At 51.6% G+C, this 25,469-nt stretch carries 28 protein-coding genes; 5 read left to right on the top strand and 23 right to left on the bottom strand.

Annotation, left to right across the window (positions count from 1 at the left end):
* Positions 1-35: 35 nt before the first annotated feature.
* From rsmB to Q0526_RS16300, 16 genes are all read right to left on the bottom strand, one after another.
* Entirely contained in the window at positions 36-1,349 is a 1,314-nt protein-coding gene (gene rsmB, locus Q0526_RS16375; RefSeq protein ID WP_298735958.1) for a 16S rRNA (cytosine(967)-C(5))-methyltransferase RsmB, read from the bottom strand.
* Positions 1,346-2,266: a methionyl-tRNA formyltransferase gene (fmt, locus tag Q0526_RS16370; RefSeq protein ID WP_298735956.1), complete on the bottom strand. Its 921-nt coding sequence runs from the start codon at positions 2,264-2,266 to the stop codon at positions 1,346-1,348. Before fmt ends, rsmB begins: the two co-directional genes overlap by 4 nt.
* Positions 2,267-2,269: 3 nt before the next feature.
* Complete coding sequence (gene def / locus Q0526_RS16365; RefSeq protein ID WP_298735954.1) at positions 2,270-2,785, bottom strand: peptide deformylase; 516 nt, start codon at positions 2,783-2,785, stop codon at positions 2,270-2,272.
* 25 nt (positions 2,786-2,810) lie between these two features.
* Positions 2,811-5,078, bottom strand: a complete 2,268-nt coding sequence (gene priA / locus Q0526_RS16360) for a primosomal protein N' (RefSeq protein WP_298735952.1) — start codon at positions 5,076-5,078, stop codon at positions 2,811-2,813.
* Positions 5,075-5,653, bottom strand: a complete 579-nt coding sequence (gmk, locus tag Q0526_RS16355; protein ID WP_298735950.1) for a guanylate kinase — start codon at positions 5,651-5,653, stop codon at positions 5,075-5,077. The genes priA and gmk overlap by 4 nt, the downstream gene beginning before the upstream one ends.
* 12 nt (positions 5,654-5,665) lie before the next feature.
* Positions 5,666-5,914, bottom strand: coding sequence for a DUF370 domain-containing protein (locus Q0526_RS16350; protein WP_298735947.1), 249 nt, complete (start codon positions 5,912-5,914; stop codon positions 5,666-5,668).
* A gap of 9 nt (positions 5,915-5,923) precedes the next feature.
* Complete coding sequence (locus Q0526_RS16345) at positions 5,924-6,802, bottom strand: YicC/YloC family endoribonuclease (protein WP_298735944.1); 879 nt, start codon at positions 6,800-6,802, stop codon at positions 5,924-5,926.
* Between the two features lie 181 nt (positions 6,803-6,983).
* Positions 6,984-8,387, bottom strand: a complete 1,404-nt coding sequence (locus Q0526_RS16340) for an oxaloacetate decarboxylase subunit alpha (RefSeq protein ID WP_298735941.1) — start codon at positions 8,385-8,387, stop codon at positions 6,984-6,986.
* A gap of 22 nt (positions 8,388-8,409) precedes the next feature.
* On the bottom strand, positions 8,410-8,790 hold the full coding sequence (locus Q0526_RS16335; RefSeq protein ID WP_298735939.1) for a biotin/lipoyl-containing protein: 381 nt from the start codon (positions 8,788-8,790) through the stop codon (positions 8,410-8,412).
* Positions 8,791-8,844: 54 nt separating this feature from the next.
* Positions 8,845-10,167: a carboxyl transferase domain-containing protein gene (locus Q0526_RS16330; RefSeq protein WP_298735937.1), complete on the bottom strand. Its 1,323-nt coding sequence runs from the start codon at positions 10,165-10,167 to the stop codon at positions 8,845-8,847.
* 167 nt (positions 10,168-10,334) lie between these two features.
* A complete protein-coding gene (locus tag Q0526_RS16325) occupies positions 10,335-11,138 on the bottom strand; it encodes a pseudouridine synthase (RefSeq protein ID WP_298735936.1) in 804 nt (267 codons plus the stop codon).
* Between the two features lie 9 nt (positions 11,139-11,147).
* Positions 11,148-11,540 carry a GerW family sporulation protein gene (gene ytfJ / locus Q0526_RS16320; RefSeq protein ID WP_298735934.1) on the bottom strand — a complete coding sequence of 131 codons (393 nt, stop codon included), beginning with the start codon at positions 11,538-11,540 and terminating at the stop codon, positions 11,148-11,150.
* Between the two features lie 34 nt (positions 11,541-11,574).
* Positions 11,575-12,381 carry a hypothetical protein gene (locus tag Q0526_RS16315; RefSeq protein ID WP_298735932.1) on the bottom strand — a complete coding sequence of 269 codons (807 nt, stop codon included), beginning with the start codon at positions 12,379-12,381 and terminating at the stop codon, positions 11,575-11,577.
* 7 nt (positions 12,382-12,388) lie between these two features.
* Positions 12,389-12,973, bottom strand: a complete 585-nt coding sequence (gene scpB / locus Q0526_RS16310) for an SMC-Scp complex subunit ScpB (RefSeq protein WP_298735929.1) — start codon at positions 12,971-12,973, stop codon at positions 12,389-12,391.
* Positions 12,966-13,715: a segregation/condensation protein A gene (locus Q0526_RS16305; protein WP_298735927.1), complete on the bottom strand. Its 750-nt coding sequence runs from the start codon at positions 13,713-13,715 to the stop codon at positions 12,966-12,968. The genes scpB and Q0526_RS16305 overlap by 8 nt, the downstream gene beginning before the upstream one ends.
* Positions 13,700-14,362, bottom strand: coding sequence for a site-2 protease family protein (locus tag Q0526_RS16300; RefSeq protein ID WP_298735925.1), 663 nt, complete (start codon positions 14,360-14,362; stop codon positions 13,700-13,702). Before Q0526_RS16300 ends, Q0526_RS16305 begins: the two co-directional genes overlap by 16 nt.
* 207 nt (positions 14,363-14,569) lie before the next feature.
* Between Q0526_RS16300 and rpmB the strand changes: the two genes are divergently transcribed.
* From rpmB to Q0526_RS16285, 3 genes are all read left to right on the top strand, one after another.
* Entirely contained in the window at positions 14,570-14,758 is a 189-nt protein-coding gene (gene rpmB / locus Q0526_RS16295) for a 50S ribosomal protein L28 (RefSeq protein WP_040917667.1), read from the top strand.
* 80 nt (positions 14,759-14,838) lie between these two features.
* Positions 14,839-15,012, top strand: a complete 174-nt coding sequence (locus Q0526_RS16290) for a DUF4250 domain-containing protein (RefSeq protein WP_298735921.1) — start codon at positions 14,839-14,841, stop codon at positions 15,010-15,012.
* 32 nt (positions 15,013-15,044) lie between these two features.
* Positions 15,045-16,238: an ATP-grasp domain-containing protein gene (locus Q0526_RS16285; RefSeq protein WP_298735919.1), complete on the top strand. Its 1,194-nt coding sequence runs from the start codon at positions 15,045-15,047 to the stop codon at positions 16,236-16,238.
* Between the two features lie 68 nt (positions 16,239-16,306).
* Here Q0526_RS16285 and Q0526_RS16280 read toward each other — a convergent pair whose 3' ends face one another.
* The 4 genes from Q0526_RS16280 to Q0526_RS16265 are packed head-to-tail and all read right to left on the bottom strand — an operon-like array spanning position 16,307 to position 20,618.
* Positions 16,307-17,818, bottom strand: a complete 1,512-nt coding sequence (locus tag Q0526_RS16280) for a DUF6056 family protein (RefSeq protein WP_298735917.1) — start codon at positions 17,816-17,818, stop codon at positions 16,307-16,309.
* A 30-nt stretch (positions 17,819-17,848) separates the two neighbouring features.
* Positions 17,849-18,610 carry an alpha/beta hydrolase-fold protein gene (locus Q0526_RS16275; protein ID WP_298735914.1) on the bottom strand — a complete coding sequence of 254 codons (762 nt, stop codon included), beginning with the start codon at positions 18,608-18,610 and terminating at the stop codon, positions 17,849-17,851.
* Between the two features lie 12 nt (positions 18,611-18,622).
* Positions 18,623-19,462 carry a YdcF family protein gene (locus Q0526_RS16270; RefSeq protein WP_298735911.1) on the bottom strand — a complete coding sequence of 280 codons (840 nt, stop codon included), beginning with the start codon at positions 19,460-19,462 and terminating at the stop codon, positions 18,623-18,625.
* Entirely contained in the window at positions 19,443-20,618 is a 1,176-nt protein-coding gene (locus Q0526_RS16265) for a phosphopentomutase (protein ID WP_298735907.1), read from the bottom strand. Before Q0526_RS16265 ends, Q0526_RS16270 begins: the two co-directional genes overlap by 20 nt.
* Positions 20,619-20,867: 249 nt before the next feature.
* Here Q0526_RS16265 and pyk point away from each other — a divergent pair, with 249 nt between their 5' ends.
* Positions 20,868-22,613 carry a pyruvate kinase gene (pyk, locus tag Q0526_RS16260; protein WP_298735906.1) on the top strand — a complete coding sequence of 582 codons (1,746 nt, stop codon included), beginning with the start codon at positions 20,868-20,870 and terminating at the stop codon, positions 22,611-22,613.
* A gap of 10 nt (positions 22,614-22,623) precedes the next feature.
* Positions 22,624-23,085 (top strand): S-ribosylhomocysteine lyase, encoded by a 462-nt coding sequence (locus tag Q0526_RS16255; RefSeq protein ID WP_298735903.1) that lies wholly within the window; start codon positions 22,624-22,626, stop codon positions 23,083-23,085.
* Positions 23,086-23,223: 138 nt separating this feature from the next.
* On the opposite strand, the gene pta is transcribed toward Q0526_RS16255, so the two are convergent.
* From pta to Q0526_RS16240, 3 genes are all read right to left on the bottom strand, one after another.
* On the bottom strand, positions 23,224-24,189 hold the full coding sequence (pta, locus tag Q0526_RS16250) for a phosphate acetyltransferase (RefSeq protein ID WP_298735901.1): 966 nt from the start codon (positions 24,187-24,189) through the stop codon (positions 23,224-23,226).
* Positions 24,190-24,389: 200 nt separating this feature from the next.
* Positions 24,390-24,620 carry a hypothetical protein gene (locus Q0526_RS16245; RefSeq protein ID WP_298735899.1) on the bottom strand — a complete coding sequence of 77 codons (231 nt, stop codon included), beginning with the start codon at positions 24,618-24,620 and terminating at the stop codon, positions 24,390-24,392.
* Positions 24,601-24,885: a DUF1294 domain-containing protein gene (locus tag Q0526_RS16240; RefSeq protein WP_298735897.1), complete on the bottom strand. Its 285-nt coding sequence runs from the start codon at positions 24,883-24,885 to the stop codon at positions 24,601-24,603. The genes Q0526_RS16245 and Q0526_RS16240 overlap by 20 nt, the downstream gene beginning before the upstream one ends.
* Between the last annotated feature and the right edge of the window lie 584 nt (positions 24,886-25,469).

Here is a 25,469-nt window from a genome sequence, read left to right as displayed (position 1 = left end):
TCCCGAAACTTCCATCATTATAGTATAAACCAAAATTATGTCGAAAGTTTTTCCAAAATGGCTACAAAAAAGCCATCTGTACCGGTTTTATGCGGCAAAAACAGGGTTCCCAAAGGGCCCGCCTGCATGCCGGGCAAGGAAATTTCCGGCGCGACCACCCGAAAATCCGGATTCTTGCGCAGGAAACATTCGATTTGCGCTTGGTTCTCCTGAGAATTGACCGTACAGGTAGAATACACCAAACGGCCGTTTTCGGCAAGAGAATCCGCCCCATTTTGCAAGATTTTTTGCTGAATGGCGCACAAATTCTCCATACCCGCTAAATCTTTATAACGGATGTCCGGCTTTTTCGCAATGACGCCCAAGCCGGAACAAGGCACATCACAGAGTACCCGGTCAAAGCGGCCCCAGTCATCGCGCCGAATCGTCGCATCGTTATGAACTGCTTTCCCGCAGGTCACACCACATCGTGCAAACGCTTTTTCAATGAGCGTTACCCGAGCCGGAACAGCTTCTCCGCTGATCAACGCCCCAGTGTTTTCCATCTGCTGGGCAAGGGTCAAGCTTTTGCCGCCTGGTGCTGCACAAAGGTCCAACACTTTCTGTCCGGGTTTTGCTTGTACACATAAAGCTGCAAATTGACTGGCTAAACCTTGTACATGGTAATCGCCTCTTGTAAATGCGGCTCCTGTGGCCGGCGACCCTTGAAACGCAACCAGTAAGGCGTGTGGCCATGGCCCTTCTTGGACCGTATGTCCCGCAGCTCGCAGTTCTTCGGTCAGTGCCTCGTCGCTGGTCTGCAGAGTATTCACTCGGATTGCAGAAACAGAACTTGCGCGGAACGCCTCCGCCAACGCAAACGCCTCTTGTCCATACTGTTCATACAACAGCTTTGCTACAGACGGCGATAAGCACTCGTATACCTGTAACCGTTCCAACGGATCGGCAAAGTCTTCCGGCTGCACCGACACCACTGCGGCACGGCGTAAAACTGCATTGACCATTCCAGCCGCACTGGTTTTTCCCATAGCCTTGGTCAATTTGACCGATTCATTCACCGCCGCCGGCAACGGCACCTCCATGTAGCGCGCTTGTGCCAACCCCGCCCGCAAAATGGCACGCACCGGGGCGTCCATTTTTTCTACCGGCTTTTTACAAAATCGGTTCAACAGGGAATCCAATAATGGCTGATATTCAAGAACTGTATAAAAAATTCTTGCTGCAAACGCAGCATCTCGCGCCTCCAGCGGCGGCACACACTTTCTCAGCTCCGCATCCAAGACCAGATTGGCATATCCTGCCTGCTCTTGATGCATCAGTGCCTTAACGGCCAATCGGCGGGGCGTCACAGCGAATCCCCCACTTTTAGGCGACGTCCTGCCGCCCAAGCAGTACCTGCCATAGGTTTACCACCTTCCGGTGTTACAGTCAGCAATGCTACCGCTCCACTACCTGCGGCAATCGTCAGCGGCTTTAAGGATACTACCGTGCCGGGCAATGCACCACTTTCGTTTTCGGCCACACGGCACTCCAACACCTTGATGCGCTTGCCGTTCTGCTCAAACCACGCAACCGGCCAAGGGTTCATCCCCCGTACCCAGTTGTGGATCTGCGCAGCCTCCTGTGTGAAAGTAAATTGCGCCATTTCTTTGTTAAGCGGCGGAGCCAGCGTTGCCTTTGCATGATCCTGCGGTTGGGGGTGAAGCTCTCCTGCCTGCAATTTTTCCAGTGCCTTGACCAAAGTCTTGGCACCGATGGCACTAACCCGGTCAAATAACTGACCACTGGTTTCCTCCGGTTCAATGTCCACCGGTTCCACCATCAATACATCGCCCGTATCCAGACCTTCATCCAACTGCATAATCGATACGCCCGTCTGAGCATCCCCGTGAAGCACCGCCCACTGAATGGGTGCAGACCCCCGGTACTGAGGCAGCAAAGAAACATGCAGGTTGATGCATCCATATTTGGCCACATGCAGCAGTTGCGGCGGGATAATGCATCCATAGGCCACCACCACGATAATCTCCGGTGCCAAATCACGAATCAGATCATCGGAAGAGCCATCCCGTAATGTACGCGGCTGGTAAACCGGAATCCCATGTTGTTCCGCCAGTTGCTTAACTGGTGGTGCTGTTAAAATCTGTTTGCGCCCCACCGGTTTATCGCGCCGGGTAAAAACCGCACAGATTTCATGCCCCGCCTGCAGTAAAGCCTCCAGACTTTCTGCTGCAATGTCGGGGGTTCCCATGAACAGGATCTTCATGCGTTAGTCCTCGTCTTCCTCGGGATAGTCATCCTCATAAAAATGGGTGGCCAAGTCCATGATGGTAATACCGTCCAAATGGTTATTTTCATGCTGGATGCAGCGAGCCAACATATCGTCTGCCTCCATCTCAAACCATTCGCCGTGTCGGTCCTGTGCCTTCACCTTGACATGTTTGGAACGAGCAATCGCACCATTATGTCCCGGGAAAGACAAGCAACCCTCATAGAGTTCCACCTTGTCCTCACTGAGTTCCAAAATCTCGGGATTGATGAACTCAATAAATTTGTATTCGTAATTTTCGGGAACTTCCTCCGGCATGTCGCGGTCATCCAAGCAGATAAACAAACGGCGCATCATACCGACCTGAGGTCCGGCCAATCCTAGACCATTCGCCTCCAGCAAAGTTTCCTTCATATCATCCAGCAAAATTCCCAGACGATCATCGAATTTGGTAACAGGGCGGCATACTTTTTTCAGGATGGGATCTCCGTCCTGTACAATCGTGCGAAGTGCCATAAGAGAACTACCTCCAATACTAAACTTATAAATCTCCGTCAGAGTTGAAATCCAAAACCACAGACGCCTTCTGCGGCAATTTCTCTTCCGCATAGGCATCGAGCGTCTCCCGCAGAAGAGCGCGAAATGCCGCGTCATTTCGGCATTTGAGCGTCAACTTATATCGATACTTGCCATTAAGCATTGTAATGCCCATCGGTGCCGGTCCTAGTAGGCGCAAGGGCATCTTCGGATGCTGTGCAGCGCGTTCCGCCAGCAACACCCCAAAGCGATGTGCGGCCATAGCCACAGCGCCTTCCTGCCCGCCAACAAACCCAACAACGCAAAAGGCACAAAACGGTGGGTAAAGTCCAAATTTTCGGAAAGTAATTTCTTCCCGGTAAAACGCCTCGTAATCTTGTGCCGCTGCCAACTGTAAAACGGGATGATTCGGAACGGTGGTTTGAATCAACGCCCGCCCCGGCAGTGCAGCCCGTCCTCCACGGCCTATGACCTGCGTGACCAGACTGAACACGCTTTCATAGGCCCGGAATCCTTGACCAAACAAAAGCGAGTCAATCCCTAAAACACCAACCAGCGTCACCTTTTCGAAGTCAAGACCCTTGGCCACCATTTGGGTTCCCAGCAAAATGTCGTATTCTTGTCGGCCAAATTGCGCCAACATGGTTTCGTGGGCATTCTTTTGACTGGTGGAATCCTGATCCATCCGTAAAATACGGGCTGTAGGCAGCAATTCCGTCAGTTCTTCCTCCACCCGCTGTGTGCCAAACCCACTATAAAGGAGCTTTCCTCCACATTCCGGGCAGAGTTGCGGCAATGGCCGGACCGTATGGCCGCAATGGTGGCACATGAGCGCTTGCTGCGGCTTATGGTAAACCAACGGCACGCTACAGTTGGGACATTTGAGAACATGTCCACAGGTACCGCACATCCCCACCGTGTGATACCCGCGGCGGTTCAGCAGCAGAATGCTCTGTTCCCCTGCCTCCAGATTCTTTTGCAACTCCTGAGCCATGCGGCTGCTGACTTCACGGGGATTTCCAGCCGCCAGTTCAGCCCGCATATCAATAAAATCCACCCGCGGCAGCGGACGCCCGCCGTAGCGCTGGGTAAGGGTAAGCAATTTGTACTTGCCGCACTCTGCGGCGTGATACGTTTCCGTCAACGGCGTAGCCGACGCAAATACCAACAAAGCGTTTTCCATCGCCGCGCGCTTTTTAGCAAGGTCATGGGCATCATACCGCGGAGCCGATTCACTTTGATAGGTGTGTTCTTGCTCCTCGTCGATAATGATAAGACCAATATTTTGCAACGGCGCGAAAACAGCACTTCGGGTCCCCACCACAATATCAGCATTGCCTTGTTGAATCATCCGCCATTGCAGCAGGCGTTCGGTATTGTTCAGTGCCGAATGTTGCACTGCCAGTCGACTTCCAAACGTGGACTTTAGACGGCGAATCATCTGCGGGGTCAGGCTGATTTCCGGCACAAGGACCAACGCCTTTCGCCCCAGCGCCAGCGTGCGCTCAATCAGTTTGAGAAACACCATGGTCTTTCCGCTGCCTGTCACCCCATGCAGCAACGCGGCATGGGGTTTGGCATCTTCCAGATCCGGCAGGAGGGCGTCAAACGCTTGCTGCTGTTCTTCGGCCAACTGAATGGGCTGAGGATCAAACGGAATGCCCGCAAAAAGATCCAGTGCTTTATCCTGTTGAGCAACCGCCAAAACGCCTTTTTCGCAAAGGGAATCTAACGTAGGCTTGGAGATTCCGACCTCATCCAGTTGATGAGCGGTCATAGGCCCTGCCCGCAAAGCCTCTACCGCCGCTGCCTGACGCGGTCCCGGCTTTGGCTTTTGAGGCAATTCCCCCACCAAGGTATAGACCCGCTCTGTGGAACGACTTAACCGGCTTTGCATGACAGGCTTCCCATTTACAAGAGCCGCGCGATACTGAGCGCCATAAGGAATTACCGCTTTTACCGCCTCGAACCATGTACAGAAAGTCCGTTCTTTAAGAAAGCGAACCAACTCTAACAAATCCGGCGTCAAGCGAGTCTGCTCTGGAGCTGCATCATGCAAGGTTTTTAGACGTTTAGGTGCTTCTTCTTCCGCCACGTCCTCTACACTTAGAACGACCGCCATACGAGGTTTATCTCCCCGCCCAAACGGCACCAGCACCATACTCCCCGCCCAAACTCGACCGTTAAGCGTTTCCGGTACTCGGTAGGAATACAATTTATCGAAATGAATGGTCGCATTATCCACTGCGACCTGTGCGATGGAAAGTGTCATTCGTCCTTGCCGTGTTTCAAGCGGAACTGAATAATAGCGTATAGGCTCTCAGCGCAAGTTTCAACCTGCACATTCACCACATGTTCGTCGTAATCCACCGAATTGGCAATTTCCGTTTCGGCACGTTTCAGACGGCGCTGGATTGTCTGCTCATCTTCCGTACCACGGTTACACAGCCGACGCTCCAGCTCCTCCATATCCGGGGGCAAAATAAAAATCGTCGTGGCACCGGGGTACATCCGCTTGATGTTCCCAGCCCCCTCCACTTCAATGACAAGAATTACCGGGATGCCCCGCTCCATGCGAGTCTCGATTTCGCTGCGCAGCGTTCCGTAATAATTCCCGCAATATTGGGTGTGTTCCACAATTTGGTCATGGGCCAGATGATCTTCAAAATCCGCCACGGACATAAAATGGTAGTTGATGCCATCCTTTTCCCCTTCCCGCGGAGCGCGGGTAGTTGCAGACACCGTGTGCTGAATTTCAGGATGATTCTTCAACAGGTTAGCCACCACCGTGTCTTTGCCGGTGCCAGACGGACCTGACACAACAAACAGATACTTTTCGACTTTCATACTTCCTACCTCTTATTCTTCCTTCTCTTCCTGCGCGAAACGGCCCGTCACACTGTCCAATGCGATGCCGGACAATATAACATGATCGGAGTCCATCACCAGAACCGCCTGTGTACGCCGCCCATAAGAAGCATCAATCAATGCTCCCTTTTCCCGGGCATCTTGCACAAGCCGCTTGATGGGGGCCGAATCTGGGCTGACAACCGCAATTACGCGGTCCGCATTTACCATATTGCCAAACCCAATATTGATCAGTTTCATAACGGTTCCTTACTCAATATTTTGAATTTGTTCACGGATTTTCTCAATCTCGGACTTCAGTTCCACTACCAGACGCGTAATCGCCACATCCTGACACTTGGAGCCAATGGTATTGGATTCCCGGTTCAATTCCTGCGTTAAGAAATCCAATTTACGGCCAATCGGCTCGTTCAGTTCCAGAATCTCGCGATACTGAGCAACATGACTATGAAGACGAACGGTTTCCTCGTCGATGGCTGTTTTATCCGCAAAAATGGCCGCCTCGGTCACCAAACGTGCTTCATCAATGCTTCGGTCCCCTAACAATTCCTGCAAGCGAGCGTACAATTTATCGCTGTACGCTTGTACACGACCGGCACTATCTTGCTCGATTTGTGCGACCAGCGTTTCAATCGTCGTAAGGCGGTTCGCCACATCTTCCTTCAGCTTTTCGCCTTCGGTTGCCCGCATGGCGACAAAAGCCTCCACAGCTTGCTCTGCCACAGATTGCACATCCTGCCAGAGTTCCTCTTCATCGGTAGGCGCTGCAGTCTGGGTCAGCACATCGGGAAAGCGAGCCAGCATGCCGGCAGTCACATCGTTTTTCAGGTCCATCCGTTCCGACATGGCGTTGAGTGCCGCACGGTACCCTTGCGCCAACTGCCAGTTTACCGTCACCACCGTATCGGCTGCCGTAACCGACTGGATGGAAAGGCTCAATTCCACCTTGCCGCGGCTAACTTTAGAGGCCACAAGTTTTTTCAGCTTATCTTCCAAAAAAGCGCAGGAGCGCGGCAACCGGGAAGAATATTCAAAGAAGCGTGCATTTACACTGCGCAGTTCCACTTTAATATCGCGACCATGCAGCAATGCTCCGGCACGGCCATAGCCTGTCATGCTTAAAACCATATCCTACACCTCATGCCTGTTTTTGTTCCGGTCCCAGAAACACATATATTGTATATTGTACTATTTTTACTGCCAAGATGCAAGGCGCAAGGATTGCTTTCCCCTGCTTTTCCCCCGATTTTTTACACCCAGACTACAAAAAGCCGCCCCCGCACAAAGCGGGAGCGGCTTTATTCATTTCTTAAACGGGATGAGACTTATTTTCATAATCCGCATGCAGCGCATCTACACCCTGCAGACGGGCATTCCGCTTTTCGAAGAACTTGGGCGCGACCTGCGGGAACATAGCATAGGTCAAAACGTCCTCTTCCTGAATCGCATACTTAGCAGCTTCAGCCTTCAGCTTGTCCATCTCAGGCTCCAGCGTATCGGCAAAGCGGCAAGTGATGGGTTCCTCGCCTTTCAAGATAAAGTCGCTAAACTCTTTCTTGATGGGCGCAGGGGTCTTGCCATAGTCGCCATGGACCAAGCCTTTAAATTCCTTGGTGACCATCTTATAACGCTCACCCAGAATGACATTAAAGACGGCCTGCGTACCAACGATCTGGCTGGTCGGCGTGACCAGCGGCGGATAGCCTGCATCCTCACGCACACGAGGAATCTCTGCCAGTACTTCGTCCAGCTTGTCTTCCTTGCCAGCATCCTTCAACTGCTTGAGCATGTTGGAGAACATGCCGCCCGGCACCTGATAGAGCAACGTGTTGGCATCGACACCCAAAGACTTGGGACTAATCTGACCGTTGGCAATATACTTCTCACGCAGCTTCGCGAAGTAAGCACGTACCACGTTCAACTGGTTCAAATCCAAACCGGTGTCGTAATCGGTCCCCTGCAAAGCGGCCACCAAGCTCTCGGTGGGCATATGGGAAGTACCCAGCGCCAGCGGGCTCATAGCGGTGTCAATAATATCGGCACCCGCTTCAATACCCTTGAGAATGGACATAGAAGCCAAACCGGCCGTGTAATGGCTATGAATATCCACCGGAATGCTGACCGTGGACTTCAGTTCCTTCACAAGATCATAGCAGGTGTAGGGTTTCAGCAAACCTGCCATATCCTTGATGCAGATAGAATTCGCGCCCATTTCCTCCAAGGTCTTTGCATACTTGGCGAAATACTCATTGTTATGTACAGGGCTCAGCGTATAGCTAATGCAAGCCTGTACGTGGGCGCCTTCCTTGTTGGCCGCCTTAATGGCCGTCTGCAAGTTACGGGGATCGTTCAGCGCATCAAAGATACGAATGACGTCGATACCGTTGGCAACCGATTTCTGTACGAAATACTCTACCGCATCGTCAGCGTAGGGACGGTAGCCCAACATGTTCTGGCCGCGGAACAGCATCTGCAGTTTCTGGTGGGGCAGTTCTTTGCGCAGAATGCGCAGACGTTCCCACGGATCTTCATCGAGGAAGCGGATGCAGGAGTCAAACGTAGCGCCGCCCCAGCATTCCACAGAGAAATACGGAATCTTATCCATCTCAGGCAGGATAGGACGCATTTCATCCATCGTCATACGAGTGGCGAGCAAAGACTGGTGCGCATCGCGCAGAACGACCTCGGTAATTTTAATGGGTTTCTTAGCCAATGTCATTCACCTCGTCTTTCGATTAGTTCATGGTGCACAGCAGCGCGCCGGAATCCACGACATCGCCCTTGCGCACGTCCACACTGGCAATGGTGCCATCCTGCGGGGCGCTGATTTCATTTTCCATCTTCATCGCCTCGAGAATGAGCAACGTATCACCGGCCTTGACAGAATCACCGGGTTTGACCTTAACATCAAGGATATTGCCGGGCATCGGAGCATTCACGACCACTGCACCGGCGGCTCCGGCGGGAGCGGCAGGCGCTGCAGGAGCGGCGGGAGCAGGAGCAGCGGCAGGAGCCGGTGCGGGTGCAGCGGGAGCTGCTGCAACAGGAGCTCCGGTGCCTTCCTCCACCGTAACATTATAAGCGACACCGTTGACGGTAACGATCAGGTTTTTCATAGGAAGTTCCTCCTTAAAAATCAAGGTTGAAGATTGTATTTTATGCGCGGTTGCTTACAGAGTAATATTGCCATGTTTCTTGGCCAAACGAACCGCGCGCTTGCTTGCCAACATATCCAGAGCCTGTGCAACCGCGTTGCGAGCACTTGCTGCGTCGCAGACCGCGTCAGCCGCGCCGTTTTGAACCGCAGCCTCAGCACCACAAACTTCCTTGGCATAAGCGGCAGCTTTTGCCTTGGTGGCGTTGGCAATATTATCAGAAGCGTAGATCTCATCCTTGTACAGAACGCTGACCGCCGTTTCAGGCGCCAGCGGGGCAATCGTGCAGCCCTTGACTGCCACACGCCAATCAGCACAAGCTGCGAATACCGTGTAGACAGGTCCAATGGCATCGCCCACCAGCACAGCGACTTTCGCCGTAGTAGCCTCTGCGTAAACGCCTGCCATACGGGCTGCCTGACGGATACCGCCCGCCTGATCGTCACCCTCGCTCTTCACGAAACCGTCACTGTTGACTACGGTAACCACAGGAATGCTGTAAGCGTCGCACAAGCGGACAAAACGAGCCGCTTTTGCGGTGCACTTATGGCAGATAGCGTTCTTTTCCGTAGCCACAATGCCCACAGCACTGCCATTGATGGTGGCCAGCGCCGTGACAATATTCTTACCATAGCCACTATACAGTTCTACTACACTATCCGCATCAGCCAGCGCCGCCACAGCATCCGCTGCCGTATATTTCGCCAGCGTGAGCGTCTTGGTAGGAGCCGCGAAGTCAAACAGCGCAGGCCCTGCCAAATTGTTGGCAGGCAACAGCGCCACAATGCTCGCCGCCTGCTTGGCAGCCGCCACAGCATCCGCCGCCGTTACCGCTGCAACGCCAGCTTTGGCAGCAAATGCAACCGTGCCGGCACCGCCAACGCTGTCCTCTGCCGTAAACGGGGCATTCAAGAACAACTCAGCATCTTCAGCCATGACGCAGACATCCGCCGCCGCAGCGTTGATGGCACTGGTGCCCGCGCAGGTGCCGGTAACAACCGCAATCTGCGGCACAACACCGGAAACCCGTGCGATCTCAGCCGTCAGAGCTGCCGTTGCGTTAAGCAGCTCCAACCCGCCATCCAATTTGGCACCGGTAGAATCGCAGAACGTAACTACCGGAGCGCCAGTCTCGGCTGCCATCTCTAACACACGGATATTCTTACGAATATCCTGCACGCCGATAGGCTCCCCGTTTTCTACCACAACATACACGCTCTGCCCGTTGGCACAGCCATACGCCGCACTGACGGCGCCCTCCGTATACAACGGCGAATACGCACCGTCATCAAAAAATGCTGCAAGGATCTCTGCCTTGCTGGGTTTCTTTGCTGCCATACAGTGACCTCCTATGATAAGACTGACTGTTTTTTGTGAAAATGTTCATAAAAATATGTCATTTGGCACAATTATACTACTTTGTGTAAAATTCCACAAGTAGAAAGTCTTCCATTTTTCTGGATTTTTTCCCACTTTTTTGTATTTCGCGCAGCTTTTTTTGTCATTCAATCCTTACGACGCGTCAATGGTCCCGGACGGCGAGGTTTTTCCGCCTTTTGGGGCGTCGACGTACGGGAAGATTTCTGTGCCGCATTACGCAGTGCAGTAATTTCAGATTTTTTCAACTCGCGGTACTCTCCCGGCTGAAGCATCCCTAACTTGACCGGACCTTCCGCATTGCGTTTCAAGCGCACCACCTGCAAGCCCACAGCAGAGCACATCCGTCGAATCTGGCGGTTGCGGCCCTCATGCAAGGTAATTTCCAACACCGTACGGCCCGGTTCATCCGTCACCACATGGATTACACAAGGTTGGGTCTTGACTCCGTCATCCAGTACCACACCCGATGCCATCTGCACTACCTGTTCCTCGGTGGCACGGGGATTCACCGTGACACGATACAGTTTACCCACGCCGCCCGAAGGGTGCGTCAGCAAATTGATAAAGGCTCCGTCATCAGTCATCAACAGCAATCCCTCGCTGTCCTTATCCAAACGACCCACGGGGCGCAGCATGGCCGGCACATCGGACACAAGATCCATCACCGTTTTGCGTCCACGATCGTCGGAGCGGGTCGTCAGATAGCCCCGAGGTTTATGCAGCATAATATATGTGTACTGCCGTTTCCGCACAATGCGAACATTCTTGCCATCAATAGAAACCTTATCATAATCGGGGTCCATCTTGTCGCCCAACCCTACCGGGTGTCCATTGACTTTTACTTTTCCGGCTGCAATCAGTCGTTCCGCTTCTCGGCGGGAACAAATTCCCTGATCCGCCAGCACTTTTTGAATTCGTTGTTCTGCCATGGTTACTCCTTATGCTTCCGGAGCAGCCTCATCGGGCTTTTCCTTCTTGATCATCGCGGTAATCTTTTCCACCAGTTCCGGCAGCGCTGCGATCGCATTATCCACTGCCGTCACTTTTTCAATCAGTTGAACGGTACGAACATTGCCGCCAGAAATCACCAAAAATGCTACCGGCGTAACCGACACACCGGCCCCCGTGCCGCCGCCAAACATCTGCTTGTCGGATTTAGGCGCCACATCGGAGCCGCCCGATGCAAAGCCAAACGTGACGCGAGACACCGGAATGATCGTAGTAATGGCATCCACATGAATCGGATCGCCAATGATGGTGCTGGTATCAACCATTTCACGGATCTTATCAATGGTAACGCCCATCAGACCTTGAATCGGATGTTCTGCCATAAAAATGCCTCCCAGTTATAAAATACTTATGGTTTTAATTTGTTTGTGGTTCAGTTTGCGCTGCCGGTTGTAACAACGGATCTTTCCAAACGCGATACAGCAGGTGAATCATTAAAATCGCACTGGCCGAAACGACAAAAGAAACTTTGCGTTTGGCACGATGTTCGCCTGTAAAATCCGGTTCTAGCCACAACACATCACTTTGCAAACGAATCACCTGCTGTGCCAGTGATAACGCCGTATTAAAAGCAGCCATCTCTGCACCATAGACAATCGCAGTGCGAGAAGCATCCTCGCAGGTCACGGTCCAATACACATGCAGATGACGCACTTTTATTTTAAAAAGGGAATGGCGATCCAACCACCGCATATGTGCCAACACACAGTTGGCCAGCGCTTTCGGATCCTCTTCCAACAAATCGAGCACTCGTTCCAGCCGGCTTCTGGCACCGGAAGGAAGTTCTGCCTCTTCTTCATCAGGCGGTAACCCTTCCTGAATTGGCGGCACAAATTCTCCGGTGGGAAGTACTTGTTGACTGGCACTTGCTTCCGCCTTAGGTTTTTTAGGCTGTTTTTCTGCAGAAGGAGGCGTTTCCGGAACCACACGTTTCGGCACAGCCACCTCCGCTTTTGGCGTTTCCGCTTTGGCATGCCGCTGGTGCCCCGAGCGGTGCGCCCACACGGTGCGGCGCAGCGGGCCATAGATAGCCTCCACGCGAAATCTTCCCAAATGGTAATCGAAAGAGAATCCCAATGGCAGTAGCAAAGCCGTTACGATGAGCAACACTAAGATTGCCAGAAGGACTGCCACGATTTTTATGATTGCTAGCAAGACAGGCATGGTTCGCTCACTTCCATTCCAGCTGTTCGCTATCCTCTTCCGCCGGTTCCGCAGTTTCCGACAACGCTTCTGCCTCGCCTTCGTCATGCAAAGGCGGCAAATCTCTCAAACTCGCCAGACCAAATACCCGAAGGAATGTATCCGTCACCTGAAAAGCCACCGGTTTTCCGGGCAGATCCAACCGTCCGGCCTCTTCAATAAGGCCCTTTTCCAACAGTTTCGTTACGGTGGAAGAAGAATCTACACCACGTACCTGCTCGATAAAGCTGCGGGACACCGGCTGGTTATAAGCAATAACCGCCAACACTTCCAAAGCTGCGGGTGACAAGGGCGCGTTACGGCGAGTATCCAAAATACGTTTGACCATTTCGCCATAATAGGGCCTCGTAGTCATCTGCCAGCGATCCGGTTCAAACCGAAGCAACGTCAGACCGCTTTCCTGCTCATCATAGCGTTGCTGCAAACGCTCCAAAAGTTCCTGCGTCTCTACAGTCGAAAGCCGCAGCGCATCTGCCAAACGCTCTGCTTCTACTGGTTCGGCATGGGCAAACAGCATCGCCTCCAGCGCGCCAATCTGCTGCGCTTCATTCACGGGCATTGCCCTCCTTTCGTCTGTGGTGGCTTCGATCCAAATCCAACGTACCGTTGTCATCAATGCGGATACGGCCAGCACGAATCAACTCCAACAATGCCAAGAAGGTGGCCACATTGGTGCTGCGGCTTTCTTCCCGGCTGAAAAGCTGACTCATCTTGTGCAAGCTTCCCCGTAAAATGCCGCGCAGCATATGTGATACCCGACTGGCCACCGAAACAAACGGTGCGGTTACCAAGGGCTCAAAACGGTCCTGAGTGGGCTTGCGTTTACGCAAACTTCTGCCCATTAGATTGAACCAAGCCTGTACCAAAAGGTTTGGATCGTGACGACGGGTATATTCAGCGGCGCCTACCAGAGGCATCGGCTGCCGTACCGCTGTATACAGATCCCGCGCTCGGCTTCCAAGTTGAGCCGCCACTTCTTTGCAAGCGCTGTATTCAATCAAGCGCCCGGTCAATTCCGCCTTCATTCGTTCTGCTTCCGGGCTGCGCGGCAGCAAAAGGGCGCTTTTCATCTGCACCAAGTGGGCCGCCATATCAATAAATTCACTGGACACATCCATACGGTTGGCTTGCAAAGTACGAATGGCCGCAGTATATTGGTCAATCAACTCCATGATATTGACATCATAGAGATTCATTTTATTTTTTCCCACCAGATACAGCAACAGATCCAATGGCCCTTCAAAATCTTCCAGTTTAAAAGTTAGAGTTTCCTGCAAAGTTACCCCCAGAACCATTCTACAAACGCCGTCAATTCCACCATACGGCCCCACAAAAAGTTTACCACCATAGACAGCGGTCCGCTCAGCCACCCCAAAAACACCAACAGCAGCACCGCCAACATGATATACCGCTCATACCGCATGGCTTTGAAATACAGCCGCTGCGGCAAAAATAGCAGGATAATCCGACTGCCGTCAAATGGTGGAATTGGGATTAGGTTAAAAACTGCCAAACTGAGATTCATAACCACCATATCATAGCCAAAAAGCATCAGCGGCGGCAAAGTTCCTGCGATTCCGCTATATATCACCACTTTATAAAAAATCATGGAAATCCACGCCAGCAGCAAATTACTGACCGGACCGGCTGCTGCGGAAATAGCCATTCCCACCTTGGGATTTTTATAGTTACGAGGATTAACCCCCACCGGCTTAGCCCATCCAACGCCACCCACCAGCATACACAGTGCACCCAAAGGATCAAAATGACGCATGGGATTTAGGGATAGTCTTCCAGCACGGACAGCCGTGTCGTCCCCTAACCAATGACTGACGAGAGCATGCGAAGCCTCGTGAAAAGGAATGGCAATCAGCACCACCACCGCGCGAATCAAATACTGTAGAATTTCGTACGGTGTCAGCAAGCCGTTCAAGACAAACACCACCCTATTTAGAATATCAATTTATTATATCGTACAAAATGGCGCAAAACAAGCCCCTGCCTGACGCTTCGCCTATTGTGTGCGACGTCATTTTCTCCAAATGCGTTGCAATGCAAAAAAAGTCCAATTTTTTTATGTAAAGGGCTTGCAATTCCGCGAAATATTCGCTATAATAGTACAGCTATTGAAAAGGAGGTGCAAGCAATTATGGCCAAATGTTCTTGCTGTGGCAAGGGTGTCACGTTCGGTATTAAGGTTTCCCACTCTCATCGTCGGAGCAACCGTACTTGGAACCCCAATGTCAAGCGCGTGAAGGCGATCGTGGACGGTTCCCCGAAGTATATCTACGCCTGCACCCGCTGCCTGCGCTCTGGTAAAGTTACCCGCGCGGTCTGATTGGAAAGAAAAATTGCCGGTCACGTCGCGTGACCGGCTTTTTCTCTTTTCTGGCATTTTTACTTATAAGGAGCCGTTCCATGCTACCCAGCGATCCGATTATTTTATTAAGTTATGTCAACACCAAGCTGCGTGATTCTTACGCCAGTTTGGCACTTCTCTGCGAAGAGGAGAGCGCCGATGAAGCAGCTCTGCGTGCGGCTCTTGCAGAGGTAGGATACGAATATGATCCTGCGCAGAACCAATTTGTGTAAATCCCTTTGTGAGAGAGGAAGTCATCGCATAGATGAATTTTATTTTTGTCAGCCCGCATTTTCCGAAAACCTATTGGAATTTTTGTGATCGTCTTCGCCGCAACGGTGTCAACGTGCTGGGGATTGGCGACGCCCCCTTTGATGAAATCCCCTATGAATTGAAGGATTGCCTAACAGAGTATTATCGCGTAGATAATCTGGGCAATTACGATGAAATGGTCCGTGCGGTGGGCTATTTCACCTTCCACTACGGAAAAATTGATTGGTTAGAATCCAACAATGAGTATTGGCTGGAGATGGACGCCCAGTTGCGCACCGATTTTAATATTACGACGGGTGCACAAAACGATTTCATTCAACGCATCAAGTTTAAAAGCAAGATGAAGGACAGTTATCGCGCCGCCGGTGTTCCCGTCGCGCGGCATCACATGGTCACCACCATCGATGCCGCCCGGAACTTTATCGGCACGGTGGGATACCCCGTTATCGTAAAACCAGACAACGGCTGTGGCGCGGAAGCCACCTACAAACTCAAAAACGAAAAAGACTTAAAAGCCTTTTTTGCCAAGCTTCCCAGTGTTTCCTATATTATGGAGGAGTACATTAACGGCACCATTGTCAGTTTTGACGGCGTAACCGACTCTCATTGTGTCCCTCTTTTCTACACTTCCAACGTTTTTCCCACACCGCTTCTCGACATTGTCAGCCAAAAAGGCGACCTTGCCTATTGGACGCAAAAGACCGTCCCGGCCGCACTGAAGGACGTCGGATTTCGCACCATTAAGGCGTTCGGTGCTAAGAGCCGCTTCTTTCACTGCGAATTTTTCCAGCTCAACGAGGACAAACCGGGCCTTGGCAAAAAGGGCGACTATGTCGCGTTGGAAGTCAACATGCGTCCCGCCGGTGGTTACACCCCTGATATGATCAACTACGCCAACTCGGTGGATTGCTACCAAATTTGGGCCGACATGGTTTGCTATGACGAAGTCCGTAATTTAGATCTCAACGGTCCCAAATATTATTGCGCCTATGCGTCTCGGCGGGACTGCCACACCTACAAACATTCTCACGAACAGATCATGGCTCGCTATGGCAGTCGCATGAAAATGTGCGACGAATTGCCTTTAGCTTTACGTCTGGATATGGGAGATCGAATGTATACCGCCAACCTGCGTACCCGTAACGAACGAGACGCTTTTATTCGGTATGTACAAGAACGGGCATAATTGTTGTTTCCTGCCCTTCTATGACTCACTTACAAAAAAACGGCACAGCCAAAAGCTGTGCCGTTTTTTTATTCTTTTGTATTGGCTACCACTACAACAGAGTCTTTTCCGTAATAAGGGGTCAATCCCCACAGATCTGGTCCGACGGAAATATCTGTATAATATAGCAACCAAGGTCGGTCTTCTGCTGCAAGCGGTGTGATTGCAACCTCCCGCTGGTTTTCATCCTCTAGCAATGCTTCTCTTTCATCCAATGCTTTCGCGAAACGAAACGCCTGACCATTCGCCAATTCATACGCGGCTTCCAAACTGGTGGCAAAATAGTTGTCTTGCCCTTCCTTAACTGTATGGCTGCCGATGCAAGCCATACACACCATCATGGCCACGGCCAGTTTAGGCAACATCCCCGCATGGCGCGTCAAAAAGTGCTCCGCGGGAGTCAAAGAGAATCCCTGCACCCGTTCCAGCCATCCGAACACCAAAAACTCAGATACAGACAGCCCCAGAATGAAAGTCATCCAAACCACGTTCAGCAAACGTCCGGCACCAATGCCCCCCATCGTATAGGACGGCAAAAAGATCATTGCCCAAACTAACACAAAAGTAACGGCAAGCCCGCCCCACGGATGACGGAACGCTCGGTCCGAAAGCACTTGACTTTGCGCCAACCTACGCAACGGGAATGCTAACAAAATCAAAAGGCATACCAACGGCACATCCAGCCAACGAATCCCTTGCATGATGGCCAACACAAAGCTTTTAACCACGGCCTCCAAAAAGCCCGCTTGCGCAAACCCTTCCGTACGTACATGGGTTCCGGGAGCTGCGACGTTGATCAGCAAGCCAATCCCTGCCGCCAGCAATGCCGGGCAAGTCCAGAAATTTTTCCGTTTAACTGTCAGCACCGTAATCAGCAGTAGCAGCAGGATATTCAATTCCCCTACCACTTGATGTCCGCCGCCAATTATAAAGCCCAACACAACTCCTGCCGCAGCAAAGAAAATCCGTCTTTTCCGGGAAATCCGTACGCGCAGACTCAGCGCAAATGCCATCCCGGCATTGAGAACCGCAAGGGAAAAATACGGCAGATAGTTCATGGCTCCATTAAACCAATATAGCCCCTCTACCGGCGACGGCATTCCTTCTACAAAGGCAAACAAAAACAGAACCGCCAATGCCAATGGCAATCGCTTTTGAGCCGGTTCCAACCGCAAAATAACCAGCCGCGCCGCCCCATACAAACACAGAAAGAGCGGAAGCAACACACAAATCAACGTCAGGCCATACCATTGGTTTCCAAAAATTGCCGGCTGCAAAGCCAACAAAAAGCCGGACACATACAGTCCTTGCCAATTCTGGAAAAAGTAGACAGTCGTCTCCCATGCAGCAGCCAACAAACGCGGCAAGTCAAACCCATACTGTTGCACCACCGCATGCGTGCGCGCCGCATATACATAATCATCCGCTGAAGGTCGCGCATACGCGGCTAGCACAACCACCGGAAGCAACAACACAACGGTCAGCAGCAAAAAACGGCGCAGCCATCGTTTTTGCAGTGCTGCATCATGCCAAAAATCCATAGAAAGTTTCCTTCGTACACAGCAAAAGGCTTACGGATTGCCCAGCGTCATCTGCAGGAAATACGTCCACTGCTTTTCCCACCAGGGCCAATCATGAGAAACATCTGTGCCCCAGATATCTACAATGGGGTGGATGTCTTTGCTTTCAAGAATGGCTTGAAGCTCTTTGGTAGAGGCCAGCAGCTCCCCTTCCCAAGCTCCCTGCCCACAGCACATAATAAACTTATCCGCCTGTGCATAGAGCTTTTTATAGGGGTGATTCATAGGGAAGTTCCGCATATAGTCGCAAGGGGAATTGCGATATACGAGATCATCCATATACTCTCCAAAGAACATCCGGGAAGAGTACAAACCGCTCAATGCAATCGTGCCATTATACAGATCGGGACGCCGCAGATAAAAGTTCACTGCATGACCACCGCCCATACTGGCACCGCCCACCAGTACACGACCGGTATGATCCTCCCCTTGCTCACGGTTAATTTCCAGAATTCGGGGGGTCAGTTCCTCACAAATGTAATTATACCAACGCTCCTGCATCTCGATACGCGGGCGCTCCGGTCCATGGTTATCCCAGCTTTCCGGGTCGATACTGTCTGCCGTAAAAATTTGCAGTTTGCCGTTATCAATCCAAGGTGCCGCAATCTGGCACATATTCCGGTCCTCCCAATCATAGAAGCGACCACTCTGACACGGGAAGATGATAATAGGCCGGCCCGCATGTCCATAGGCTTTAAACTCCATTTCCCGGTTCAGATAACGACTGTATTCCTTATAATAGCGGATCTGCATAGCAGTCCCCTCCTACTTATAAAAAAATTGCTTATTCAAATCCAAAAAGCCTACCAGCGCATGCATAGGCCCGCTGGAAGACGTTTTAAACACCCAATAGTAAGCAAGCGCCAAAGCCTCTCGCAAATAGCATGGCAACACACTCCGCCACGGTGTAGAAGCCGCCAGCGCCGTCGTTTGTGTAAAACCAGCTCGCTCAGCGTAGCGCCCTGCCCGATAGCAATGAAATGCATTAGAAACATACACAATCGGTGTCGTTTCATCATAGCCAAGCTCTCGCAAAATTTCCAGCGAAAAGGCAAAGTTTTCTTCTGTAGAAGTGGAAGCATTTTCGGCTACCACCCGTTCCGGATCCAACCCTTTGGCCACCAGATAATCGCGCATAGCCTGCCCTTCCGGCACCCATTCATCACGTCCCTGCCCGCCGCTGGTCACAACCAGTATATCCGGGTGCTCTATCGCATAGGCATAGGCCTTGTCCAAGCGATAACGCAGCAAGGTGCTCGGTTGGTCACGACGAAGTCCGGCCCCCAAAACGATCATAACCTTTTCTTGCCCTGAGGGAGGATGCGAATAACCGCTTACCGCCACAAAGCCAATCAGCAGCGCATAAACAATCGTACCGATCAGCAAAATCCACCAGACCACTTTGCCTATTATGGAACCGTGGAACCAAGCATGGAGCGGTTTATGCCAGATCGCATAAGCCGTAACCGCAGCAGCCAGCAGCCAAACCATCAGGTTGCCCATATTAAAGTTGCTAGTAAGGGCGAGACCGACCGAATAGGCAACCAGCGCCGCGGCTAAAGCATATAAGAGAAAAAGCGGCATTTTACTTACGAATTTCATCATACACTCCGCAGCCAGCCGGGCAATACGGAACGTTCAGGCTCTTGCAAACCGTATCGGCAATAGTGGCAAAGCTGTACCGTGTATGCAGGTTCACACCGGGGCGAATCTCATCGCCGTACAGCAAGAACGGTACATACTCTCGTGTATGGTCGGTCGTTTTAGTATAGCTCGGATCGCATCCATGATCCGCCGTCACCATCAGCAAGTCACCGGGGCGCATCTTAGCCCAGAACGACGGCAGCCAATCATTGAACTCCGCCGCCGCAGCCGCATACCCCGCCACATCCCGGCGATGGCCATACAGCATATCAAAGTCCACAAGGTTGACAAAGGCCAGACCTTCAAAATCGCGATCCGCCAATTCCAGTGTAACCTGCAGCCCCTCCGTATTTCCACTGGTTCGAATTGTCTCGCTGATCCCTTTTCCTGCAAAAATATCATGGATTTTGCCTACGCCAATGGTCGCCTTTCCAGCAGCCTGTAGTGCGTCCAGCATGGTATCCTGCGGCGGTACAAGGCTATAGTCATGACGACGAGCCGTACGCGTAAAGTTGGCAGCACAATCCCCGACAAATGGGCGCGCAATGACACGGCCTACCCCGTACTTGCCTACAAGCAGTTCTCGGGCCTGCGCACAAATCTCGTACAGCTTTTCTACCGGTACGATGGCTTCGTTTGCGGCAATCTGAAATACGCTATCCGCCGAAGTGTAAACAATCAAGGCACCCGTTTTAGCGTGCTCTTCTCCGTAATCCCGAATAACTTCCGTACCCGAGTAGGGCTTATTGCAAATCACTTTGTAGCCAGTCTTCGCAGTAAAGGCATCCAACAAATCCTGCGGGAATCCGTCCGGGAAAGTGGGCAACGGTTCAGCGCTCAAAAGACCGGCAATCTCCCAATGACCGATTGTTGTATCTTTACCTGCACTGGCTTCCCGCAGACGGGCAAAACTGCCGATGGGATGGTCGGCTGGCTTTCCGCAGGTGACGCCGTCCAGATGAAACAGCCCCATCTCTGCCAGATGTTCTCCCTTAAAATTGGGATGCGCCGCGATGGCAGACAACGTATTGGCCCCCACGTCACCAAACTGCGCTGCGTCCGGTTCCGCTCCAATGCCAAAACTATCCAACACGATGAGAAATACTCGCTTTGCCATATCGTGATACTCTCCTATATTTGTGTAAATGGAAAGGGTATAATATACCACTTTGTTATACATTATAACCGAAACCATAGAAAATGTAAAACGATAAATTTGTTTTCTCTTAAGCCCATAAGCTTGTCGTGAAAGATGCGCAAAATATGAGTAAAAGACACCGAAAAAGACTTGTCTGCCTATGCGCGATTGTAGTATAATAACGCTGTATAGTGTTTAAGATTTGAGAATCCATGGAGGCATATGTATATGCGTAAAACAAAGATCGTTTGTACAATGGGTCCGTCTACCGATAAGCCCGGTATCCTGCGTCAGTTGCTGGAAAACGGCATGGACGTTGCCCGTTTCAATTTTTCCCACGGTGATTATGAGGAGCATAAAGGCCGCTTGGATGCGCTGCGCGCCCTGACCGCAGAGATGGATCTGCCGGTCGCTGCCATGTTGGACACCAAAGGACCTGAAATTCGTCTGGGCGTGTTCACAAACGGCACCGAGAACTTGACCAGCGGACAGAAGTTCACCCTGACCACCCGGGAAGTGGAAGGCACGAACGAAATTTGCTCTGTTACGTATAAAGATCTTCCCCGTGATGTACAGCCCGGTGGTCGCATCATGTTGGATGACGGTTTGATCGAACTTTCTATCGACGATGTAACGGATACTGATATTCACTGCACCGTCAAGAACGACGGCGTCATTAAAACCAAAAAGGGTGTGAATGTTCCTGGCGTGCATCTGTCGATGCCCTATATGAGCCAGCGGGATCGCAATGATATTCTGTTTGGTATTGAGCAAGGCTTTGATTTGATCTCCGCTAGCTTTACTCGCAACGCGCAGGATATCATGGAAATTCGGCATTTGCTGAACGAGCACAACTGCACCATGCGCATCATCGCCAAGATCGAGAATCAGGAAGGCATCGATAACATTGATGAGATCCTGACCGTGGCGGACGGCATCATGGTCGCCCGCGGTGATATGGGCGTTGAGATTGATTTTGCAGAAATCCCCGCCATCCAGAAGCACCTGATTGACCGTGCCATGCGCTCCGGCAAAATCTGCATTACGGCCACTCAGATGTTGGATTCCATGATTGTGAACCCCCGACCTACCCGTGCCGAGATCACCGACGTTGCCAACGCCATCTATGACGGTACCGGTGCGGTCATGCTCTCCGGCGAGACGGCCGCGGGCAAATATCCCGTTGAGGCTTTGAAAGCAATGGCCGCCATTGCAGAAACCACTGAGGCCGATTCCAGCTTTGACAATCTGGTGCACCATGCCAATGATCACGATTCCCATCTGACCATTAGCGCCGCTGTCGGTCACGCAGCCTGCACCACCGCAGCGGACATTGGTGCTTCCGCCATCATCTCTGCCTCTAAGAGCGGCGAAACCGCACGTCTGCTGAGCCGTTTCCGTCCCGATACGCAGATTATCGCTTGCGTGTTGGATGAGCGCACTCGCCGTCAGATGAACATTTATCGTGGCGTAACGCCGTTGCTGATGGACTACGCCAACTCGACCGATGAACTGATTTCCATGTCGGTGGCCGCCGCTGAAAAGGCAGACCTGATTCATTCTGGCGATTTGGTTGTTGTAACCGCTGGTGTTCCTGTGGGCGTTTCCGGCACCACCAATATGATTAAGATTCACATGGTGGGCGACACCCTGTTGGCCGGTGTTGGCATCGGTCAGCACAACGCCAAAGGTGAAGTCTGCATCTGCCGCAGCGCTGCTGAAGCCGCCAAGAAGTTCAAGCCCGGCCAGATCATGGTAGTGCCTTTCACCACCAACGCAGCACTCCCCTTCATGCGTGATGCTGCCGGCATCATCACGGAAGAAGCCGGTACGAACAGCCATTCCGCTATTGTAGGCTTGACGTTGGACAAAGCCGTAATCGTTGGTGCCACCAATGCCACGCGCACCTTGAAGGATGGCATGATGGTTTCGATGGATTGCTCCCGCGGTGTAGTGCAGGCTATGCCGGATTGAGGTAAATACAATGGAACGGATTGCAAGTTTCTGTGTAGATCATACCAAGCTTTTGCCGGGTATGTATCTTTCCCGTCAGGATGGTCCGAATGGTGAGATTCTGACTTGGGATATTCGTATGAAACGCCCCAACCAAGGGCAATACCTCTCCTCGGCCGCTGCGCATACCTTAGAGCATTTGTTTGCCACCTATGCACGCAACAGCAAATACAGCAAGGGTGTCGTCTATGTAGGACCGATGGGTTGCTTAACCGGCTTTTACCTGTTGACCACCGGCCTGACCGATGCAGAGGCCTTGGATCTGGTCCGCAACGCCTTTGCTTGGATGGCTGAGTATGACAGTGAAATTCCCGGAGCCTCTGCTGTAGAATGCGGCAACTATCTGATGATGGACCCCATTGCTGCTCGCGCTGAGGCCGCTGCCATGCTGCCGGTCCTACAGTCTTTGGATCCCCAGCATCTGCGGTACTAATTCTTATTCCAATAGGCTAAAAAGGCTCGGATAACTCTGTGAGTTATCCGAGCTTTTACTATTTTATAGGAGTGCCCATGGCCAAGCGAAAAGGGCTCCCGATTATTTCGGGAGCCCTTTGCTTTATGCAAAAATATTTTAGATCAGCGCGGCAGTAATCAACGCCATCTTATAAACCTCCTCGGCATTGCAACCACGAGACAGGTCATTGATGGGCGCATTCAGACCCTGCAGAATGGGGCCGTAGGCCTCATAACCACCCAAACGCTGGGCAATCTTGTAACCAATATTACCGGCATTGATGTTGGGGAAAATGAAGGTATTGGCATAACCGGCCACCTTGGAGCCGGGAGCCTTCAGCTGACCAACCTCCGGTGCCACCGCAGCGTCAAACTGCAGCTCGCCGTCCACCATCAGTTCGGGATGCGCTTCCTGCACGCGGAGGGTTGCATTACGCATCTTGTCCACCGTTTCGCCCTTACCGGATCCCTTCGTGGAATAGGACAGCAGCGCCACACGGGGCTCAATGCCGAAAGCCGAAGCAGTGTGAGCCGTCTCCACAGTGGACTCCACAATTTCGTCCTCACTGGGATCGATGTTGATAGCACAGTCGCCCATAGCGATGCTTTCGTCACCACGCATCAGGATGAAGCAGGAGCTTACCGACTTAATGCCGGGCTTGCACTTGATCAGCTGCAATGCCGGACGAACGGTATCTGCGGTAGAGTAAGTTGCACCGCCCAACAGGCAGTCCGCCTTTCCCTGCTTGACCAACATGGTGCCGAAGTAGTTAGACTTGGACAACGCCGCACGGCACTGCTCTTCGGTCATCTTGCCTTTACGCAGTTCCACCATTTTGGCGACCATTTCCTCAAAGCCCTCATAATTTACGGGGTTGAGAATTTCGGCACCGGTAATATCAAAGCCGCCTTCTGCCGCTGCCTTTTTCACGGCCTCAGGCTCGCCCAGAAGAATAACGCGCAGGGTTTTGCCAGCCAGCAAACGGCTGGCAGCAGACAGAATACGTGCATCAGTACCTTCGGTAAACACGATGGACTTGGATTCGGCCCGCAGCTTTTCTTCGAACTTTTCAAAAATGGACATACAGAAAACGACCTCCATATCATTCACGCAGAGTCACTCTGCTTTACACTTACGGATTCATTATAGCATTCCATTTTTGCATTTGCAAAGTATGCGTGCACTTTGCCGCCGAATTGCGCAAAAAATATGCGAAGCAAGGCAAAAACGCAAAATACCTCACAAAGTTAATAAAATATCAAGCATTGATTGTTTCTTTTTTATCAATTTTGCCTTGGCGGTTCATATCCGTAGCTGCGGTAGTAATCCGCAAGATCGGTCTCATTTCTCACCACAACCGCTTGAAGCAACCGGTTGGTTTTGGGCTCTAGAAATCCCACCAATGTTTCCCCGGTGCAAATACTGCTCTGCGTTCGGATGTCTTCACGTCCCATACCGAGTGGGGGCGTCAAAAGCGACGGTTCTTTTTTCTTTTTAAAAAGACCAAATCCCACGGGAAACACCTCCCCACCAAACAGCTATCGCCAACTGCCCTGCCAGAATCAGCGGCATGCCGACGACAAAGTACCAATGCCGCGTTTTATGACGCCAAAAGTACATCCCAAAAATAGCGCCCAAACTGCCGCCCGCAAGTGCTACTGCAAACAAGGTGTGTTCAGGGATCCGCCATTGATGTTTTTGGGCGCGACGCTTATCGTTCCCCATCAAACAGAAGGCAGCCAAATTCACAACCGTCAGATATAAAAGTACAATTTTCACGGCAATATTATAACCTAGCGTTGGGACAGTTGTCCAGTGTAGTCTTACGACGCCAACACAAATATCGTGCAGTAAAGTTTCTCAACGATCAAAATTTAACGACACCTTGCCCCCACCCGCTTTCACAATTCAAAATTTTCTCGACAGGATTCGGGACATTTATCCTGACAATCAATCGAGTCCCCTATTTTTGTTTGTTGCTTTTTCTTCCAGTCCGCCATTATTCCACTGGCACTGCTATTTGCAGGACACACCTTTTTCTATGCCCGGTGTGGAATTTCCTTGCCAGCCCAAACAACATTTCTCTTACCGTCAAGCCAATCCTGCCGGATCTTCTCCTTCCGAAAAATGCCATATTCCATCGAGCAGTTGCTGACACAGTTCCACTGACCACAATAAAAGCAGTTCTGTGCCCTTTGTCACGCGCAGATGTTTCTTCGCAAATATAGAATAACAATGCACTGCACACGAGAAGTATTGTGGAAGTAAAACTGCAACCTCAAAGCAGCTTATTTGGGGGCTTTTCTGACGTCGAACAAATGCTCCCTACAAAAAAATCTCTATACGAATCCAAATGACTCGTA

This window comes from uncultured Subdoligranulum sp. (assembly GCF_937890665.1).
Note: the sequence above shows the minus strand (reverse complement) of the source record. Positions and strands in the feature narration are given on the sequence as shown.

Bases quoted from the DNA above. Each gene is read 5' to 3' on its own strand.
- fmt (WP_298735956.1), bottom strand. From the start codon at position 2,266: ATGAAGATCCTGTTCATGGGAACCCCCGACATTGCAGCAGAAAGTCTG.
- def (WP_298735954.1), bottom strand. From the start codon at position 2,785: ATGGCACTTCGCACGATTGTACAGGACGGAGATCCCATCCTGAAAAAA.
- priA (WP_298735952.1), bottom strand. From the start codon at position 5,078: ATGACACTTTCCATCGCACAGGTCGCAGTGGATAATGCGACCATTCAT.
- gmk (WP_298735950.1), bottom strand. From the start codon at position 5,653: ATGAAAGTCGAAAAGTATCTGTTTGTTGTGTCAGGTCCGTCTGGCACC.
- Q0526_RS16350 (WP_298735947.1), bottom strand. From the start codon at position 5,914: ATGAAACTGATCAATATTGGGTTTGGCAATATGGTAAATGCGGACCGC.
- Q0526_RS16345 (WP_298735944.1), bottom strand. From the start codon at position 6,802: ATGGTTTTAAGCATGACAGGCTATGGCCGTGCCGGAGCATTGCTGCAT.
- Q0526_RS16335 (WP_298735939.1), bottom strand. From the start codon at position 8,790: ATGAAAAACCTGATCGTTACCGTCAACGGTGTCGCTTATAATGTTACG.
- Q0526_RS16330 (WP_298735937.1), bottom strand. From the start codon at position 10,167: ATGGCAGCAAAGAAACCCAGCAAGGCAGAGATCCTTGCAGCATTTTTT.
- Q0526_RS16325 (WP_298735936.1), bottom strand. From the start codon at position 11,138: ATGGCAGAACAACGAATTCAAAAAGTGCTGGCGGATCAGGGAATTTGT.
- ytfJ (WP_298735934.1), bottom strand. From the start codon at position 11,540: ATGGCAGAACATCCGATTCAAGGTCTGATGGGCGTTACCATTGATAAG.
- Q0526_RS16315 (WP_298735932.1), bottom strand. From the start codon at position 12,381: ATGCCTGTCTTGCTAGCAATCATAAAAATCGTGGCAGTCCTTCTGGCA.
- Q0526_RS16305 (WP_298735927.1), bottom strand. From the start codon at position 13,715: ATGGTTCTGGGGGTAACTTTGCAGGAAACTCTAACTTTTAAACTGGAA.
- rpmB (WP_040917667.1), top strand. From the start codon at position 14,570: ATGGCCAAATGTTCTTGCTGTGGCAAGGGTGTCACGTTCGGTATTAAG.
- Q0526_RS16290 (WP_298735921.1), top strand. From the start codon at position 14,839: ATGCTACCCAGCGATCCGATTATTTTATTAAGTTATGTCAACACCAAG.
- Q0526_RS16285 (WP_298735919.1), top strand. From the start codon at position 15,045: ATGAATTTTATTTTTGTCAGCCCGCATTTTCCGAAAACCTATTGGAAT.
- Q0526_RS16280 (WP_298735917.1), bottom strand. From the start codon at position 17,818: ATGGATTTTTGGCATGATGCAGCACTGCAAAAACGATGGCTGCGCCGT.
- Q0526_RS16275 (WP_298735914.1), bottom strand. From the start codon at position 18,610: ATGCAGATCCGCTATTATAAGGAATACAGTCGTTATCTGAACCGGGAA.
- Q0526_RS16270 (WP_298735911.1), bottom strand. From the start codon at position 19,462: ATGATGAAATTCGTAAGTAAAATGCCGCTTTTTCTCTTATATGCTTTA.
- Q0526_RS16265 (WP_298735907.1), bottom strand. From the start codon at position 20,618: ATGGCAAAGCGAGTATTTCTCATCGTGTTGGATAGTTTTGGCATTGGA.
- pyk (WP_298735906.1), top strand. From the start codon at position 20,868: ATGCGTAAAACAAAGATCGTTTGTACAATGGGTCCGTCTACCGATAAG.
- Q0526_RS16255 (WP_298735903.1), top strand. From the start codon at position 22,624: ATGGAACGGATTGCAAGTTTCTGTGTAGATCATACCAAGCTTTTGCCG.
- pta (WP_298735901.1), bottom strand. From the start codon at position 24,189: ATGTCCATTTTTGAAAAGTTCGAAGAAAAGCTGCGGGCCGAATCCAAG.